Below are 17,569 nucleotides of genomic sequence, written 5' to 3' on the forward strand. Positions count from 1 at the left end.
TGGGAAAAATAGGATATTTAAAAGATTATGAAAAAATTACACATTTTTCTTCTAAACATGACATCAATGTCATGTTGAACCACATATGGTTGTTGTATAATATAGGTGTTGAGTCAATGTTTGAAAAAAAACTGACCGCAAACAATATATTAACAAGGTTAAGAAGGCCTTGTAAAAAAGGAGAACACATATGGAAAACTTTGCTATGATGGACAACCAATTTGCTGCGTTGACTGAAGAAGAAATGATGATGATCGACGGTGGATGGGCATTCTACGGTATCCCTGTTGACATTTTCACAGTATCATTGGCTATTTTGGGTGGCTCATTGGTTTCAGGCTTCTTAGTAGGACTTTTCAGCTAATTTAATATTTTAAATAGAAGAAGGTGAATTTCATGAACAAAGATTTTAAATCATTGGATCAAAAATTTATGCCACTTACTGAAGCTGAATTGGTTGAAGTAGAAGGTGGATGGGTCGGTGGTGACCTTGTACGTGCCGTATTTGATATCGGTCGTGAAGTTGGTCGCACTGTACGTGGACTTGCTATTCGTGCATATGGTCGTATTCGTTCTAGAATTGGATCACGTTCTGGCTCTAGCAATCGTGGTGGTGCTAACAACGGTGGTGCTGCAAGTCCAGACGTTTTTAACTAATATTTTGTGTTTCGACATAGAGCCTCTTGTTCGTCTTGATTTGGACAAGAGGCTTTTTAATGTAGAATGGTCTGATAAAGTTACTTTATGTCTGTTTTTTAAGTAATTTTATGTTTACATGGAGTAAAACGACTGATACCATTGGAAAAATACGCCACATTAGTGTATGATAGAGATATCTATTTTTTGCTTGTTATGAAAGTTCTTCTCCCTAATTTATACTTGTTTTTTGCTGGAGAGAACCGCTATGGATAAAGTTGACAAGCAGTTTTTATTGAATAGTATGTTTACTAATTAGGAGTTTTTATGCGAGGGTCGCTCTCCATAAAAGCAAATTTACACTTTTGTGAATAAAGGAGTTTGTATGAGATTTACAAAGCGTCATTATAGAGCTCAAGTTGACGCGAGAGATTGTGGTGTAGCAGCGCTGGCCATGATTTATGGTTATTATGGTTCCTATTATTCTTTGGCCAGTTTGCGTGAAATGGCCAAAACGACCTTGAGGGGAACAACTGCTTTTGGGCTAGTGAAGGTTTCGGAAGAGTTAGGTTTTGAAACACGAGCCTTTAAAGCGGATATGTCTTTATTTGACATGAAGGGCATCGTTTATCCTTTTATCGCCCATGTTATCAAAGACAAGAAATTGCTTCACTATTATGTTGTGACTGGGCACGATAAACATTCGGTTTATATTGCGGATCCAGATCCGGCTGTAAAAATGACCAAGCTTTCTAAGGAACAGTTTGCGCAAGAGTGGACAGGTGTCTCTATTTTCATCGCCCCAGCGCCAGAATATAGACCACACAAGGAAAAGAAAAACGGTCTCTGGTCTTTTGTTCCGATTTTAATGAAACAAAAGGGACTGATTGCCAATATCGTTATTGCAACGATGCTGGTGACGATTATCAATATCGTGGGCTCTTACTACATGCAGGGGATTATTGATACTTACGTACCGAATCAGATGAGGAATACCTTAGGAATTATTTCTCTCGGTCTAATAGTCGTCTACATTTTGCAACAGGTCCTGACTTATGCTCAGAGCTATCTGCTCCTCATATTGGGCCAACGCCTTTCGATTGATGTGATTTTGTCCTATATTAAGCATGTCTTTCATCTACCCATGTCTTTTTTTGCGACGAGAAGGACAGGGGAAATCGTATCGCGCTTCAACGATGCCAATAGTATCATTGATGCCTTAGCTAGTACTATTCTGTCCATCTTTTTGGATGTGTCTATCGTTGTCGTCATGGCAATTGTTTTGTTCTCACAAAACTTCTATTTGTTCTTTATCAGTTTGCTTTCGCTGCCTATCTATATCGTCGTGATTTTCGCTTTCATGAAGCCATTTGAAAAAATGAATCGCGACACGATGGAATCCAATGCCATTCTGTCTTCTTCTATTATCGAAGATATCAATGGTATTGAGACGATCAAATCCTTGACAAGTGAAGATTTCCGCTATCAAAAGATTGATAGAGAATTTGTTGACTATCTGAAGAAATCATTTGCCTATAGTCGGATGGAAAATATCCAAATCGGCTTGAAGAAGACGGCTCAGCTCTTGCTGAATGTTGCAATCCTTTGGATGGGAGCCCTTTTGGTAATGGACAATAAAATGACCTTGGGGCAGTTGATTACTTATAATACTTTGCTGGTTTATTTCACAAATCCGCTGGAAAATATTATCAATTTACAGACCAAGCTTCAGACTGCCCAAGTTGCCAATAATCGCTTGAACGAGGTTTATCTGGTTGACTCTGAATTTATGGATAAAAAAGCGATCCGTGATTTGAGCATGACCAAGGGCGACATTGAGTTGCGAAATGTCAGCTACAAGTATGGCTATGGACGAAATGTTCTGTCGGATATTAATTTGACCATTGAAAGAGGCAGCAAGGTGGCATTTGTGGGAATTTCTGGTTCTGGAAAGACGACTCTTGCCAAGATGATCGTGAACTTTTACGATCCAAACGAGGGAGAAATTCTGGTTAATAATATCAACCTCAATCAGATTGACAAGCATGTCTTGCGCCGTCATATCAATTACTTGCCGCAACAGCCTTATGTCTTTAATGGTACCATTTTGGAGAATGTTCTCCTAGGTGCAAAACCCGGAACGACTCAGAAAGAAATCATTCGAGCGCTGGAAATTGCGGAAATTCGTGAAGATATTGAACGGATGCCTTTGAATTACCAAACAGAATTGACATCGGATGGTTCAGGAATTTCAGGTGGTCAGCGTCAGCGCTTGGCCTTGGCTCGGGCTCTTTTGACCGATGCTCCTGTTTTGATCCTTGATGAGGCGACCAGCAATCTGGATATCTTGACAGAGAAAAAGATCATTGACAACCTTTTGGAGTTGGACAAGACCATCATTTTCATTGCCCATCGATTGACCATTGCGGAGCGATCTGAAAAAGTGGTTGTTCTGGACAAGGGTGAAATCGTGGAGCAAGGGACGCATGAAGAGTTGGTTGCTCAGGATGGTTTCTATGCTCATCTGGTGAATAGTTAGAAAGGAGAAAGAAGATGGAAGAACATTACTTAGAGAGTGCCGAATTTTATAACCGTAGATATTCTAGCTTTTCTGTGCGCGTGATTTTACCGACTTTCTTCTTGTTGATTTTTGTGGTCTTATTCTCTCTCTTTGCTAAAAAAGAAATCACTATTACTTCAGGTGCTTCTATTGAACCTAGCAAGATTCTAGCCAACATCCAATCAACCAGTAACAATGCCATTGTCACTAATAATTTGAAGGAAAATAAGGTTGTAAAAAAAGGGGATCTTTTAGTTCAGTATAAGTCTGATAGTGAAAATACTCAAAAAGAAACTTTCTCCTCTCAAGTAGAAAGCTTGAAGGAGCAAAAACGTCAGTTGGAGCTGCTGCAAGAAAGTCTGAAGACGGGGACTAGCCAGTTTTCAGGAGAGGATCGCTTCGGCTATGAGCAAGCATTTAATGATTATAAGAACCAAGCTGCGAGTATCCGTAGTAATACCGAACAGCAAAATTCGACCATTGCTTCTCAAAATTCAGCAGCTAGTAATTCACAGGCCGAGCTGGGGAATTTGATCAATGAAACAAATGCCAAATTAGCAGATTATCAGACCCTTAGAAATGCTATCCAAAATGGGACAAGTGTCCCTTCGACTAATGCTGGCTATAGCATCTATCAGGCTTATGAGACACAAGCCGCTGCAGATAGTCAAGGTCAGCTAAAGAGTCAGGTTCTTTCGCAAATTGATAGTCAGATTTCTCAGTTTGAATCAGCTCTTGCAGGTTATCGGGTGCAGTATGCGGGCTCTGGTGCTCAGCAGGCTTATTCTGGGAGCTTGGATAGTCAGCTTGAGTCTTTGAAAGCTCAGCAGTTGACTAAAGTTGGTCAAGAATTGACGGCCTTGAATCAAAAGATTTTAGAAGTTGAAAACAATCTCAAGGTGCAAGGTGGTATCACTCAAAAGGGCATGATCACAGCAACTGAAGATGGTATTCTCCACCTAAATCCTGAAACAGCAGGAGCGAATCTAGTTCCCGAAGGGAAGTTACTCGCTCAGTTGTATCCTGTTTTGACCAAGGAAAAAAAGGTCGTTATCACAACCTATGTGACCTCAAAAGATGTTGCTAGTCTGAAAAAAGGTGAGACTTTGCGTTTCACTGCAATGGATGGAAATAATAAAGAATTTGTTCTCAAATCTAAAATTTCAAACATTGACAGCAATGCAACGAAAACGGAAAAAGGAAACTTCTTTAAGGTGGAAGCTGAAATAACCTTAACGGGTGCTCAAGCCAAGAAGGTGCGTTATGGTATTGAAGGTCGTGCAGTAGTCATCACAGGAAGCAAAACTTACTTTGACTATTACTTGGATCAATTCTTGAGAAAGGACTAAAGGAAGAATAGTTGATAAGTTTTGATTGAAGTTTTTATCTCTCAAATATGAAAAAAACCATGGCTGTGTCCATGGTTTTTCTTGTTATGAGAGGGGAATTCTATTGCCAGATGTCCTGTATTTGCGTGATTTGAGCTTGGGCTTGTTTCTCAAAAATCTTGTATTTGTAAGTCAAGTCCTGAGCCATTTCCTTGATATTGTCTCGCTGTTCTTGGATAATGGCGAGATTGTGCTGGATGTTAGCTAAATTATCCTGAATTTTATCTAGGATATCAGATGTTTCGACGACTTCTTGGCTAATTGTCTTCCGGTTTTTGACCAATCGGTAGCTGGTCCAGGCGGCACCTGTGAACAGCATAAGATTTGAAAATTTCATAGTTCCTCCTTAAGCTTGAGCAATCTTTTCAGCCAATTGAGCTAAGGCTGGAAAATCTGGTTCGTGGGTTTCAAAGCTGATTTGTAAACCGTCTGTCTCTTCATAGCGAGGAGCTAGGTGGACATGGGTATGAAAGACGGTCTGGCCGGCGATTTCTTCGTTGTTGTTAAGGATGTTCATGCCCTTGGCGCCTGTTGCTTTCATGACCTTGCGGGCGATGTCTGGGACACGAGCGAAGAGCTGACTAGAACTGTCTGCATCCATTTCTAGGAGGTTTCTGAAATGCTGCTTGGGAACGACCAAAGTATGGCCTGGAGTGACCTGAGAAATGTCTAGAAAGGCAACTACCTGGTCATCTTCATAAACTTTAGAAGACGGGATCTCCCCTGCAATAATCTTACAAAAAATACAATCAGCCATAAATGATACCTCTATTCGCTAGATTTTGTTATAATATAAGAACTATTATACCAGATTTGGAGAAAATATGTTAGAAATCAAAGAGCTTACGGGCGGCTATGTAAATATCCCGGTTTTAAAGGATGTCAGCTTTGAAGTGGGCGATGGTCAGCTGGTCGGTTTAATTGGTCTCAATGGTGCTGGTAAATCCACTACCATCAATGAAATTATCGGTTTATTGACACCTTACAAGGGAGAAATTCGGATTGATGGTTTGCAGCTGGGAAAAAATCCTAGCGCTTACCGTAAGAAGATTGGCTTTATCCCAGAGACACCGAGCCTTTATGAGGAGTTGACCCTGCGTGAGCATATTGAAACGGTTGCCATGGCTTACGATATTGAGCAGGAAGTCGCTTTTGAGCGCGTGGAGCGCCTCTTAACTATCTTCCGACTCAAGGATAAGTTGGACTGGTTTCCAGTGCATTTCTCTAAGGGGATGAAGCAGAAGGTCATGATTATCTGTGCTTTCGTGGTAGATCCTAGTCTTTTTATCGTGGATGAGCCTTTTCTGGGGCTGGATCCGGTAGCTATTGCAGACCTTATCCAGCTCTTGGATGAGGAAAAGAAAAAAGGTAAGTCCATCCTCATGAGTACCCATGTTTTGGACTCAGCTGAGAAGATGTGTGATAGCTTTGTGATTTTGCATAAAGGGCAGGTGCGCGCCAAAGGCAATCTAGCTGAGTTGCGAGGAGAATTTCAGATGCCGGACGCTAGTCTCAATGACATCTATCTGGCCTTGACGGAAGAGGCTGCGCTATGAAAGAAGTATTTTCTAAACGCAAGCAAGATTTCCGTCAGCGCTGTCTGAAGTATCTGCGCTATGTTCTCAATGATCACTTTGTCTTGTTTTTATTGATTTTTCTCGGATTTTTGGCGGTTCAGTACAATCAATTGCTGCGGAATTTTCCTAGTCAGTCTTGGCCGATCGTAGCCGGATTAGTCTTATTCTCTGTGCTCATTCTTCCTTTTGGCAGTATTGCAACCTATCTTGAGAAGCCAGATATGCTTTTCTTGCTAGTGCAGGAGCAGGCGGTCATTGAGTTTGTCAACGGACAAATCCAGCGTTCTTATATCCTCTTTGGTCTGCTGCAAACCTTGTTGCTGATCTTGCTAGCGCCCCTGTTTTTGGCTCTAGGTTTGCCAATCTGGGGCTTTGGGCTGTACTGCCTCCTTATGTTATTGCTAAAATGGCTGGTCTTTCAATTCAAGGGGCGTCGCTTTTTCTTGTCTGACCGTCTCAATTGGCAATATGCAATTGCAGCTGAGGAAGGTCGTAAGCAGAAAGTTCTTCGTTTCTTTGCCCTCTTTACAAATGTGAAAGGCATTTCTAATAGTGTCAAAAGAAGGGCTTACTTGGACGGGTTGACAAGGTTTTTGCCTAAGACCCATGCTAAGACTTGGCAAAATATGTTTTTACGCTCCTATCTTCGCAATGGCGATTTATTCCCTCTGACCTTGCGTCTCCTATTTTTAGCCCTCTTGACGATTGTCTTCGTCAGCCAGTCTTGGATTGTTGCAGGTTTTGTCTTTCTTTTCAACTATCTTTTGCTCTTTCAGTTGTTGGCCTTGTATGAAGCCTTTGATTATCAGTATCTAACCCAGCTTTTCCCGGTGGATAGTAAGTCTAAAATCAAGGGTGCAAGACAGGTTATTATAGGGATTGGACATAGTGTTTTGCTTTTTGAAACGCTAGTGGCAGTGCTCTTTTTCCAAGATAAGATGGCAGTGTTAGCAATGCTTGGAGTGACAATCTTTTTGTATCTAGTCTATTTGCCATATAAACTAAAAAGATTGGTTGACTAAAAGAATGAAAATTAGTAAAATAGTGAGGAAACTTTTTAAGGAGGGGAATCATGGTCTTGGTTGATAACGAGCTAGCCCTGACACCAATAGCTGGTAAGAGCGGAAAGGCCTATATGGGAACTTATCCAGACGGGGGGCGAGTTTTCGTCAAGATGAATACGACCCCGATTCTGGCAGGCTTAGCCAGAGAACAAATTGCTCCGCAACTTCTGTGGAGTCGACGCTTGCCAGATGGCAATGTCATGAGTGGCCAAGAATGGCTTTCAGGCGCTATTTTAACGCCTAATGATATGTCTAAAAAGCAAGTGATCAATATTTTAACGCGTTTGCATCGGTCGAAGCCTCTGATGACTCAGTTGGCCAAATTGGGTTATATTTTGGAAACGCCAATCGATCTAATCAATAGCTGGCTCAATCAAGCGCCGGTCGTTTTGAGGAACAATCAGTACCTGCAATCTATTATTCGTGATTTGCGGCAAACGGTACCTGCTTTTCGTGAAGACTATGCAACGATTGTCCACGGTGATGTGCGTCATAGCAACTGGTTTCAGACGGACAGTGGCTTGATTTATTTGGTGGATTGGGATTCGGTTCGGCTGACGGACAGAATGTTGGATGTTGCTCATATATTGAGTCACTATATCCCAGATACCAATTGGCAGGAGTGGTTGACCTACTACGGTTATAAGTACAATGACAAGGTTATCAAAAAATTGTATTGGTTTGGTCAATACTCTTATCTGATGCAGATTGCTAAATATTACGAAAATAATGATTTAGAAAATGTGAACCGGGAGATTTACGCTCTACGCAACTTCCGTTCTAAGTATGGAAAGGTAAGATGAGAGTAAGAAATCGTAAGGGGGCGACTGAACTATTAGAAGCGAACCCCCACTATGTGGTTCTAAATCCAGTTGATGCCAAGGGAAAGTGGCGAGAAATTTTTGGAAACGACCATCCGATCCATGTTGAAGTTGGGAGTGGTAAAGGAGCTTTTATCACAGGGATGGCCAAGGCTAATCCAGACATCAATTACATCGGGATTGACATTCAGAAGTCTGTCCTCAGTTACGCCTTGGATAAGGTTTTGGAAGTTGGTGTACCCAATATCAAGCTACTTTGGGTGGATGGTTCGGAATTGACCAACTATTTTGCAGACGGAGAAATTGACCGACTTTACTTGAATTTCTCTGATCCATGGCCTAAGAAACGGCATGAAAAACGTCGGTTGACCTATAAGTCTTTCTTGGATACCTTCAAGCAAATTTTGCCAGAAAAAGGTGAAATCCACTTCAAGACGGATAATCGTGGCTTGTTTGAGTACAGTTTAGTCAGCTTTTCGCAGTATGGCATGGTTCTCAAAGGTGTTTGGCTAGATCTTCATGCCAGTGACTTTGAAGGCAATGTCCTAACTGAATATGAACAAAAATTCTCTAGCAAGGGTCAGGTTATTTACCGAGTCGAAGCAGAATTTCAATAAAAATAAAGAGAGTCTTAAACAGGTTTTCTATCTTAAGTGTCGGATTTTATGACTGACTTTTGTTGGATAGAGCCCTGCAGGGGCTCTTTTATTTTGTTTTGATCATCAAATTATCAAGATCATTTTTTGTTATTTTCACTCTCTTGAAACGGCGTTGCTAAAGCTTTTGGCTATCCCTATAATATGATATTACACTTTTATTACAGAAAAAAATTAGACAGCGAAATCCTTGATATAATAGGAAAAAAGCGGTATAATTATTAGTATGGTTTAATGTCTAAACTTTGACATTAGAACCACCAATCATATGTTATAAAATACTTTGCTGCTCAGGCGTTAAGGTGTTGAGTAATAGGTGGTTGAACTATATTTTAAAAAGGAGAGATGTTCATGGATAAAAATGCGAGACGCAGATTAAACCGTGCGAGTGCTGAGAAACGACTTCGATACTCAGTCCGTAAGTTTAATGTGGGCGTGGCTTCTGTAGCAGTCGCAGCTTTCATGTTCTTTGGGGGGAATGTCGTTTCAGCCGATACGTTAGCTAAGACGGATTCTTCAAGCACCTCTACGGAGAAAACGACCTCTGTGCCAGATTCAGGAGAAGATTCGGGAGCGAATGATTCTGACTCCGAGTCGGCCATAGAAAAGAATTCTACCGTAGCAACTGTCGCTGAAAGCAACGCAGTTTCAAATGCAGCATCTACAGCATCTTCTACCTCTGCTGAAGACCTATCAAGCAAAGTGGAAGAAAAAACTGTTAAATCAGAAGTTGCTTCAAAAAGTGAAGCAGCTTTAAAAGAGGCTACTTCACAAGTATCTAAAGCTTCAGTAGCGACTAGCCAATCAACTGCTGCAACTCAGTCTGAGGCTCGAGTTAGCCCAGCTACTTCAGCTACTGCAGAGTCAACTGCAGTTTCATCTGAAGCAGCTGCAGAGTCAACTGCCGCTGTAGAACCTGCTAAGGTATCAGTTGAAAAGGCAGCTAGCCAAGCAGCTAGTTTGGCAACAGCTAGCCAAGCAGCAAATGCAGTAGCCAAAAGCGAAGCTAACTCAACATTAGCAGCTGCTCAAAACGAAGTAAATAAAGGTTACGCTGATTTCCGTAAATCGGGAGAAAGCGGCTTCCGTTCGTTTGACCCGCAAACAGGAAAAACAACTGTAACGAAAGAAAACTTCCTTGACTACTTCAGATTGAATGGTTCAGCTACCTATAACCAATATGATGGTATCGTAACCCTTACTCCAGATGAAACCTCTAAGACAGGTAACTTCAGTCTGAAGAGTAAGATCAATATGAACCAAAGCTTTAAGCTGACTGGTGGAGTTAACCTTGGTGATAAGACTCAGGAACGCTATGGTGCCGATGGTATTGGTTTTGCCTTCCATACAGGGAATACAACAGACCTAGGTGCCGATGGTGGTAACCTTGGTATTGGTGGTTTGCGTAACGCGAATGGTTTCAAGCTGGATACTTTCTGGAACGTCCACACACCACCGAAAGGGAACCGTTTTGATACTAGCAATACGGACTCATTCCAATATGGTTGGGCGGAAGACCCTCGTCTGGGACAATTTGGTGCCTGGGTAAATACTACTCATAAAAAAGTTCGTGGTGGAGGTATCTTCACTGGTGGTGAGTATGACCGCTGGTGGGCTGAGACAGATGCTGGTAGTGCTCAACGTCTAGACTCAAGTGACTTGGATGGTCGTTTCCACAGATTTGCTATCCAGTATGACGGTGTAACCAAGGAATTAACTGTCTCTTACGAAAGTAATCTTGGGATTAAGCAATGGAAGAAGAAAGTTTCTACTCCAGAACAACTGATGTCCATGGTGGTTACGGCGACGACTGGTAACTACAAGAACTTGCAACAGTTCCAAATCAAACGCTTCGACTTCTATCAAAGTGCCTCTGTTGACGTACGTTATGAAGATGAGCAAGGTCGAGAAATCGCTGAAGGCTCAGTAACTTATCCACAAGGTGCCTTCAAGGCTAAGCCTTATACCACTGAACAGAAGACGATTCCTGGCTATGGTTTCATTGGAATGAAGAGAGGTAGCTTGCCACCTTCAGGAACTCTGGCTGACTGGGGTACCAACGGTACAGTAACCTACGTTTACCGTAGAGGTGCAACTGATACGAAGACAGAAAAGAAGACAGTCTCTCGTACTATTTATTATAAATATAAACCAGGTGTGACAGGACCGACACTTCCGCCAGCTTACACTCAAACAGCTGAGTTCACTCGGACTGTGACAGGTGGTAGACCAGGTCCATGGAGTCCTGCATCTAAGAATTTTGCACCTGTAGATTCTCTAGATGTCCCAGGATATACTCCAGATACAGCAACTGTTCCCGGAGTTACAGTAAATCCAAATTCTACTCCAAGTGATGTAACGGTTTACTACGACAAGAATGCTCCAAAAGTAACAACTGAAACCAAAGATGTTACTCGTACAATTGCTTATGAATACGAAGATGGTGTGACTTCAGGTCGTCCAGCCCTTCCACGTGAAGTACAACAAAATGTACGATTCACACGACAAGTGTCAGAAGATGCAAGAACTGGTAAGAAGACATACGGCAACTGGACTCCAAGCACTCGAACTGTAGATGCGGTTGATACACCAGCAATTCAAGGCTTTACACCAAATAAAACTCGTGTAAATTCAGCTACTGTTTCACCAACAGATCCAAGCTGGCGTGAAATTGTTTCATACCGTAAGAATAATCCAAAAGTAACAACTGAAACAAAAGACGTTACTCGTACAATCGCTTACGAATATGAAGATGGTGTGACTAGAAATCGTCCAGCTCTTCCACAACCAGTTGAACAAACAGTTCAATTTACTCGTCAAGTATCAGAAGATCCAGTAACTGGTAAGAAGACATACGGCAACTGGACACCTAGCCGTCAAAATGTTGCTGCGGTTGATAGCCCAGAAGTAGCAGGCTTTACACCAAACAAACCACGTGTAAATTCAGCCTCTGTTGCTCCAACAGATCCAAGTTGGCGTGAAATTGTAAGCTATTCAGCTGCAGATCAAAAGGGAAGCATCGTTTACCGTACAGATGGTAAAAATGGTGTTCCAGCTAAGACCCTTCACACAGACAACGTAACTGGTAAGTCAGATACACCTGTAAACTATACAACAACTGCGAAAATCAACGAATTTAAACAGTTGGGTTATGATCTTGTTAGCGACGGCTTTACTAAAGCTGGCGGTCAAAGATTTGACAGTAATAACAATGTAGATCAAACATGGGAAGTTGTTCTTACTCCACGTATTGAGACAAAACAAGAAACAAAAGATGTTACTCGTAACGTTCGTTACCAATACAAGGATGGAGTGACCGCAGGTCGTCCAGCACTTCCTCGTCCAGTTACTCAAACAACAACATTTACTCGCCCAGTTTCTGTGAACAAGGTGACAGGTGTTGAAACTCCTGGACAATGGAACAAGCCAAGTGAAGAACTTCCAAAAGTTGATTCTCCAGCAGTTACTGGTTTCACTCCAGACAAACCAAGTGTTCCAGCCTCAACTGTTACTCCTACATCTCCTAACGAAGATGAAGTAGTAAGCTACAGCCAAGATGATCAACGCGGTATCATTGAGTATGTAACAGATGGACAAAACGGTGTTCCAGCTAAGACTCTTTATACAGACGGTGTTACAGGTAAATCAGGTGAAGATGTTGTTTATTCAACTGCTAGCCGTATCGCTCAACTTCAACAAGCAGGTTACAAACTTGTAAGTGATGGCTTCACTCAACCAAGTGGTCAGAAGTTTGATAACGATAAGACAAAAGACCAAGTTTGGAAAGTTGTCGTTACTCCAGTTGTTGAAACAACACAAGAAACGAAAAATGTTACTCGGACTATTCAATACCAATATGGTGATGGTGTAACAGAAGGTCGCCCAGCGCTTCCTCCAACAGTTACTCAACCAGTAACGTTTACTCGTCCAGTTTCTGTTAACAAGGTGACAGGTGAGAAAACTCCTGGTGCTTGGGATAAACCAAATGCTAATCTTCCAGAAGTGACATCTCCAGCGATCACAGGCTACAGTCCGGACAAACCAAAAGTTCCAGGTGTGACTGTTGACCCTACTTCTGAAAATCCAGTAGAAGTTGTCAAGTATAACTTGGATGAGCAACGTGGTTCTATCAAGTACGTAACAGATGGTAAGAATGGTGTTGAAGCTAAGACTCTTTACACAGATTCTGTGGCTGGTAAGTCAGGTGAGCCAGTAGCTTACTCAACAGCATCTCGTATCGAACAATTGAAACAAGCTGGTTACACTCTTGTAAGTGATGGCTTCACTCAACCAAATGGTCAGAAGTTTGATAACGATAAGACAAAAGACCAAACTTGGACAGTTGTTGTGACACCACGCTTGGATGACAATACGAATCCAGCTGATTTGAACAGCAAGGTTACACGTACCATCAAGTATCAATACGCAGATGGTCAAACAGCGGGTCGTCCAGCTCTGAAAGCTCCTGTCACTCAAGAAGCAACCTTCACACGTACTGGTAAAATAAATGCTGTAACTGGTGAAAAGACCTTCACAGCATGGACACCAGCTACGAAAGAATTGGCCCAAGAAGCTACACCAGTTGTAACTGGATTCGTGGCAGATAAAGCCAATGTAGCAGCGAAGACAGTGAAAGCTGGCGACGCTAACAGCGAAGAAGTTGTACAATACAAGAAGCTCGGTTCATACGTACCAAATGTACCAGACGGACTTCCAAAAGTACCAAACCTTCCATATCCAAACAGTCCAACAGATCCAACAAAACCAGGTACTGATCTTCCAGTGGTACCAAATGTACCAGGAACTACACCAGTAGGCCCAGATGGTACAACACCATTGACACCGAAAGATCCGAGCGATCCAAGCAAGGGTTACAACCCACCACCAATTCCAAGTGATCCAACTCAGGATACACCAATCAATTACGTTAAAGATGGTCAAAAAGCGATTATTACATTCGTAGACCAAGACGATAACAACAAGGAAGTTGGTAAGGTCGTTGAAAGCGGTAAGTCAGGTGAGCCAATCGGTACAACTAACTACGCAGCTCGTCTGAAAGAATTGACAGATAAGGGCTATGAAGTTGTGAACGATGAGTTCAAGGGACCTAAGACCTTCGATAACGATGACAAGAAGGACCAACAATTTGTGGTGACTCTTCGTCATGGTAAAGAAGCAATCAAGGATCCAGCAGAACTCAACAAGAAGGTTACACGTACCATCAAGTATCAATACGCAGATGGTCAAACAGCGGGTCGTCCAGCTCTGAAAGCTCCTGTCACTCAAGAAGCAGCCTTCACACGTACAGGTGAACGCGACCGTGTAACTGACAAGAAGACTTACGGTGCATGGACACCAGCTACGAAAGAATTGGCTCAAGAAGCTACACCAGTCGTAACTGGATTCGTGGCAGATAAGGCCAATGTCGCAGCCAAGACAGTGACTCCTGATGATAAGGATAGCGAAGAAGTTGTACAATACAAGAAACTTGGTTCATACGTACCAAATGTACCAGACGGACTTCCAAAAGTACCAAACCTTCCATATCCAAACGATCCAACAGATCCAACGAAACCAGGCACTGACCTTCCAGTAGTTCCAGATGTACCAGGCACTACACCAGTAGGTCCAGATGGTACTACACCATTGACACCGAAAGATCCGAGCGATCCAAGCAAGGGTTACAACCCACCACCAATTCCAAGTGATCCAACACAGGATACACCAATCAATTACGTTAAAGATGGTCAAAAAGCGATTATCACCTTCGTAGACCAAGATGATAACAACAAGGAAGTTGGTAAGGTAGTTGAAAGCGGTAAGTCAGGTGAGCCAATCGGTACAACCAACTACGCAGCTCGTCTGAAAGAATTGACAGACAAGGGTTACGAAGTGGTGAACGATGAGTTCGCAGGACCTAAGACCTTCGATAATGACGATAAGAAGGATCAAACCTTCACCGTTACTCTTCGTCAAGGTACAGAGAAGATTACAGACCCAGCTAAGCTCAACAAGAAAGTATCACGTACAATCAAGTACGAATACGCAGATGGTCAAACAGCGGGTCGTCCAGCTCTGAAAGCTCCTGTCACTCAAGAAGCAGCCTTCACACGTACAGGTGAACGTAACCGTGTAACGAACGTTGAAACCTTCACTCCATGGACACCAGCTACGAAAGAATTGGCTCAAGAAGCTACACCAGTTGTAACTGGATTCGTGGCAGATAAGGCCAATGTCGCAGCCAAGACAGTGACTCCTGATGATAAGGATAGCGAAGAAGTTGTACAATACAAGAAACTTGGTTCATACGTACCAAATGTACCAGACGGACTTCCAAAAGTACCAAATCTTCCATATCCAAACGATCCAACAGATCCAACGAAACCAGGCACTGACCTTCCAGTAGTTCCAGATGTACCAGGAACTACACCAGTAGGCCCAGATGGCACAACACCATTGACACCGAAAGATCCGAGCGATCCAAGCAAGGGTTACAACCCACCACCAGTTCCAAGTGATCCAACGAAGGATACACCAATCAACTTCGTGAAGGATGGCCAAAAAGCGATTATCAGCTTCGTAGACCAAACTGACGGTAATAAGGAATTGACTAAGGTTGTCGAAAGCGGTAAGTCAGGTGAGCCAATCGGTACAACCAACTACGCAGCTCGTCTGAAAGAATTGACAGACAAGGGTTACGAAGTGGTGAACGATGAGTTCAAGGGACCTAAGACCTTCGATAATGACGATAAGAAGGATCAAACCTTCACCGTTACTATGCGTCAGGTTGTAGTACCATTCAATCCAAATAATCCGCCGAAACCAGATACTCCAATGGATCCAAGCAATCCAGAAGGACCTAAATGGACAGATGATAAGATCAAGTCAGCTCAACAAGAAGCTGTGAAAGAATTGAGCCGTACGATCAAGTACGTATACGAAGATGGTAAAGAAGCAGCACCAAGCTTCACAGACAGCGCTAAATTCACGCGTATTCTGAAAGTCAACGTCGTAACGAAAGCGATCGTAGAAAAAGGCCCATGGACATCACAAGATGACGTGATCAAGGGACAAACTTCACCAGACATCAAGGGTTACGTAGCAGATAAAGCTAGCGTAGCAGATGTGAAGGTTACAGCAGACTCAGCGAAACCAGCAGATGAAGTCGTAACTTACAAGAAGGCTGATCAAAAAGCAACCATCACCTTCGTAGACCAAGCTAAGAAAGAATTGGCTAAGATCTCAGAAGGCGGTAAGTCAGGCGAACCAATTAGCCGTGACCAATACCTTGCGAAGTTGAAAGAATTGACTAACCAAGGTTACAAGGTTGTGAACGATGAGTTCAAGGATCCACAAAACTTTGATGATGATGCAAGCAAGGACCAAAACTTCACTGTTCAATTGGAAGAAGGCGTAGTACCATTCGATCCGAATAATCCACCGAAACCAAACGATCCAATGGATCCTAAGAATCCGGATGGACCTAAGTGGACAGATGATAAGATCAAGTCAGCTCAACAAGAAGCTGTGAAAGAATTGAGCCGTACGATCAAGTACGTATACGAAGATGGTAAAGAAGCAGCACCAAGCTTCACAGACAGCGCTAAATTCACGCGTATTCTGAAAGTCAACGTCGTAACGAAAGCGATCGTAGAAAAAGGCCCATGGACATCACAAGATGACGTGATCAAGGGACAAACTTCACCAGACATCAAGGGTTACGTAGCGGATAAAGCTAGCGTAGCAGATGTGAAGGTTACAGCAGACTCAGCGAAACCAGCAGATGAAGTCGTAACTTACAAGAAGGCTGATCAAAAAGCAACCATCACCTTCGTAGACCAAGCTAAGAAAGAATTGGCTAAGATCTCAGAAGGCGGTAAGTCAGGCGAACCAATTAGCCGTGACCAATACCTTGCGAAGTTGAAAGAATTGACTAACCAAGGTTACAAGGTTGTGAACGATGAGTTCAAGGATCCACAAAACTTTGATGATGATGCAAGCAAGGACCAAAACTTCACTGTTCAATTGGAAGAAGGCGTAGTACCATTCGATCCGAATAATCCACCGAAACCAAACGATCCAATGGATCCTAAGAATCCGGATGGACCTAAGTGGACAGATGATAAGATCAAGTCAGCTCAACAAGAAGCTGTGAAAGAATTGAGCCGTACGATCAAGTATGTATACGAAGATGGTAAAGAAGCAGCACCAAGCTTCACAGACAGCGCTAAATTCACGCGTATTCTGAAAGTCAACGTCGTAACGAAAGCGATCGTAGAAAAAGGCCCATGGACATCACAAGATGACGTGATCAAGGGACAAACTTCACCAGACATCAAGGGTTACGTAGCAGATAAAGCTAGCGTAGCAGATGTGAAGGTTACAGCAGACTCAGCGAAACCAGCAGATGAAGTCGTAACTTACAAGAAGGTAGAAGTTCCACCTACACCGACACCAACTCCGGAACCAAAACCAACTCCTACTCCGGAGCCAAAACCAGAACCAAAACCAGAACCGAAACCTGTTCCACCAACTCCAGCTCCGGTACCAAATAAACAAGTACCGAACAAGCCAGTGGAACCGAAAGTTCCTGTAACTACTGCTCTGCCAAATACAGGTGAGAAATCATCTTCAGCAGCAGTGCTTGGTTTAGGAATTGTTGCAACACTCGCAGGTGTCAGCTTGATTAAACCAAGATTGAAAGAAGAAGATTAATTCTTTCTAGCTTGGATAGTAATCACTGAAGAGTTGTGGACGGTTAGTTAACAGCTCGCAAAAATCGATAACTTCTTTACGAAGTTATCGATTTTTTATTTATTTGATTAGCAGACTTTGGTAGTAAGAAATGAGAGAAGATTCCAGTAAAA

Annotated in this window: 11 protein-coding genes; 9 read left to right on the forward strand and 2 right to left on the reverse strand. The window is 42.6% G+C overall.

All coding sequences use genetic code 11. The features are described from left to right. Positions 1–190: 190 nt before the first annotated feature. The 4 genes from HMPREF9960_RS06905 (at position 191) to HMPREF9960_RS06920 (ending at position 4,545) form a co-directional block, all read left to right on the forward strand. A complete protein-coding gene (locus tag HMPREF9960_RS06905) occupies positions 191–364 on the forward strand; it encodes a class IIb bacteriocin, lactobin A/cerein 7B family (protein ID WP_005592399.1) in 174 nt (57 codons plus the stop codon). A gap of 32 nt (positions 365–396) precedes the next feature. Continuing rightward, positions 397–657, forward strand: coding sequence for a hypothetical protein (locus HMPREF9960_RS06910; protein ID WP_005591092.1), 261 nt, complete (start codon positions 397–399; stop codon positions 655–657). A gap of 364 nt (positions 658–1,021) precedes the next feature. Next, complete coding sequence (gene comA / locus HMPREF9960_RS06915) at positions 1,022–3,175, forward strand: peptide cleavage/export ABC transporter ComA (protein WP_005591091.1); 2,154 nt, start codon at positions 1,022–1,024, stop codon at positions 3,173–3,175. Between the two features lie 14 nt (positions 3,176–3,189). Further along, on the forward strand, positions 3,190–4,545 hold the full coding sequence (locus HMPREF9960_RS06920) for a bacteriocin secretion accessory protein (protein ID WP_005591090.1): 1,356 nt from the start codon (positions 3,190–3,192) through the stop codon (positions 4,543–4,545). 100 nt (positions 4,546–4,645) lie between these two features. Here the strand turns inward: HMPREF9960_RS06920 and HMPREF9960_RS06925 are convergent, their stop codons facing one another. Further along, positions 4,646–4,921, reverse strand: coding sequence for a hypothetical protein (locus HMPREF9960_RS06925; RefSeq protein WP_005591088.1), 276 nt, complete (start codon positions 4,919–4,921; stop codon positions 4,646–4,648). Positions 4,922–4,930: 9 nt separating this feature from the next. Beyond that, the gene (locus HMPREF9960_RS06930) at positions 4,931–5,341 is read right to left on the reverse strand and encodes an HIT family protein (RefSeq protein WP_005591086.1); all 411 of its coding nucleotides are present in this window, start codon (positions 5,339–5,341) and stop codon (positions 4,931–4,933) included. A gap of 67 nt (positions 5,342–5,408) precedes the next feature. Here HMPREF9960_RS06930 and HMPREF9960_RS06935 point away from each other — a divergent pair, with 67 nt between their 5' ends. The 5 genes from HMPREF9960_RS06935 (at position 5,409) to HMPREF9960_RS09835 (ending at position 17,417) form a co-directional block, all read left to right on the forward strand. Continuing rightward, positions 5,409–6,140, forward strand: coding sequence for an ABC transporter ATP-binding protein (locus HMPREF9960_RS06935; RefSeq protein WP_005591084.1), 732 nt, complete (start codon positions 5,409–5,411; stop codon positions 6,138–6,140). Next, positions 6,137–7,183 (forward strand): ABC transporter permease, encoded by a 1,047-nt coding sequence (locus HMPREF9960_RS06940; RefSeq protein ID WP_005591082.1) that lies wholly within the window; start codon positions 6,137–6,139, stop codon positions 7,181–7,183. Before HMPREF9960_RS06935 ends, HMPREF9960_RS06940 begins: the two co-directional genes overlap by 4 nt. Before the next feature lie 50 nt (positions 7,184–7,233). After that, complete coding sequence (ccrZ, locus tag HMPREF9960_RS06945) at positions 7,234–8,028, forward strand: cell cycle regulator CcrZ (protein ID WP_005591081.1); 795 nt, start codon at positions 7,234–7,236, stop codon at positions 8,026–8,028. Continuing rightward, on the forward strand, positions 8,025–8,663 hold the full coding sequence (trmB, locus tag HMPREF9960_RS06950; RefSeq protein WP_005591080.1) for a tRNA (guanosine(46)-N7)-methyltransferase TrmB: 639 nt from the start codon (positions 8,025–8,027) through the stop codon (positions 8,661–8,663). Before ccrZ ends, trmB begins: the two co-directional genes overlap by 4 nt. 390 nt (positions 8,664–9,053) lie before the next feature. After that, positions 9,054–17,417: a mucin-binding protein gene (locus HMPREF9960_RS09835; RefSeq protein ID WP_005592364.1), complete on the forward strand. Its 8,364-nt coding sequence runs from the start codon at positions 9,054–9,056 to the stop codon at positions 17,415–17,417. Positions 17,418–17,569 lie beyond the last annotated feature (152 nt).

It is taken from the genome of Streptococcus cristatus ATCC 51100, from assembly GCF_000222765.1.
Classification (GTDB): domain Bacteria; phylum Bacillota; class Bacilli; order Lactobacillales; family Streptococcaceae; genus Streptococcus; species Streptococcus cristatus.

Excerpts from the sequence above, each read along its gene's own strand:
- HMPREF9960_RS06905 (WP_005592399.1), top strand. The coding sequence starts at position 191 with ATGGAAAACTTTGCTATGATGGACAACCAATTTGCTGCGTTGACTGAA.
- HMPREF9960_RS06910 (WP_005591092.1), top strand. The coding sequence starts at position 397 with ATGAACAAAGATTTTAAATCATTGGATCAAAAATTTATGCCACTTACT.
- comA (WP_005591091.1), top strand. The coding sequence starts at position 1,022 with ATGAGATTTACAAAGCGTCATTATAGAGCTCAAGTTGACGCGAGAGAT.
- HMPREF9960_RS06920 (WP_005591090.1), top strand. The coding sequence starts at position 3,190 with ATGGAAGAACATTACTTAGAGAGTGCCGAATTTTATAACCGTAGATAT.
- HMPREF9960_RS06925 (WP_005591088.1), bottom strand. The coding sequence starts at position 4,921 with ATGAAATTTTCAAATCTTATGCTGTTCACAGGTGCCGCCTGGACCAGC.
- HMPREF9960_RS06930 (WP_005591086.1), bottom strand. The coding sequence starts at position 5,341 with ATGGCTGATTGTATTTTTTGTAAGATTATTGCAGGGGAGATCCCGTCT.
- HMPREF9960_RS06935 (WP_005591084.1), top strand. The coding sequence starts at position 5,409 with ATGTTAGAAATCAAAGAGCTTACGGGCGGCTATGTAAATATCCCGGTT.
- HMPREF9960_RS06940 (WP_005591082.1), top strand. The coding sequence starts at position 6,137 with ATGAAAGAAGTATTTTCTAAACGCAAGCAAGATTTCCGTCAGCGCTGT.
- ccrZ (WP_005591081.1), top strand. The coding sequence starts at position 7,234 with ATGGTCTTGGTTGATAACGAGCTAGCCCTGACACCAATAGCTGGTAAG.
- trmB (WP_005591080.1), top strand. The coding sequence starts at position 8,025 with ATGAGAGTAAGAAATCGTAAGGGGGCGACTGAACTATTAGAAGCGAAC.
- HMPREF9960_RS09835 (WP_005592364.1), top strand. The coding sequence starts at position 9,054 with ATGGATAAAAATGCGAGACGCAGATTAAACCGTGCGAGTGCTGAGAAA.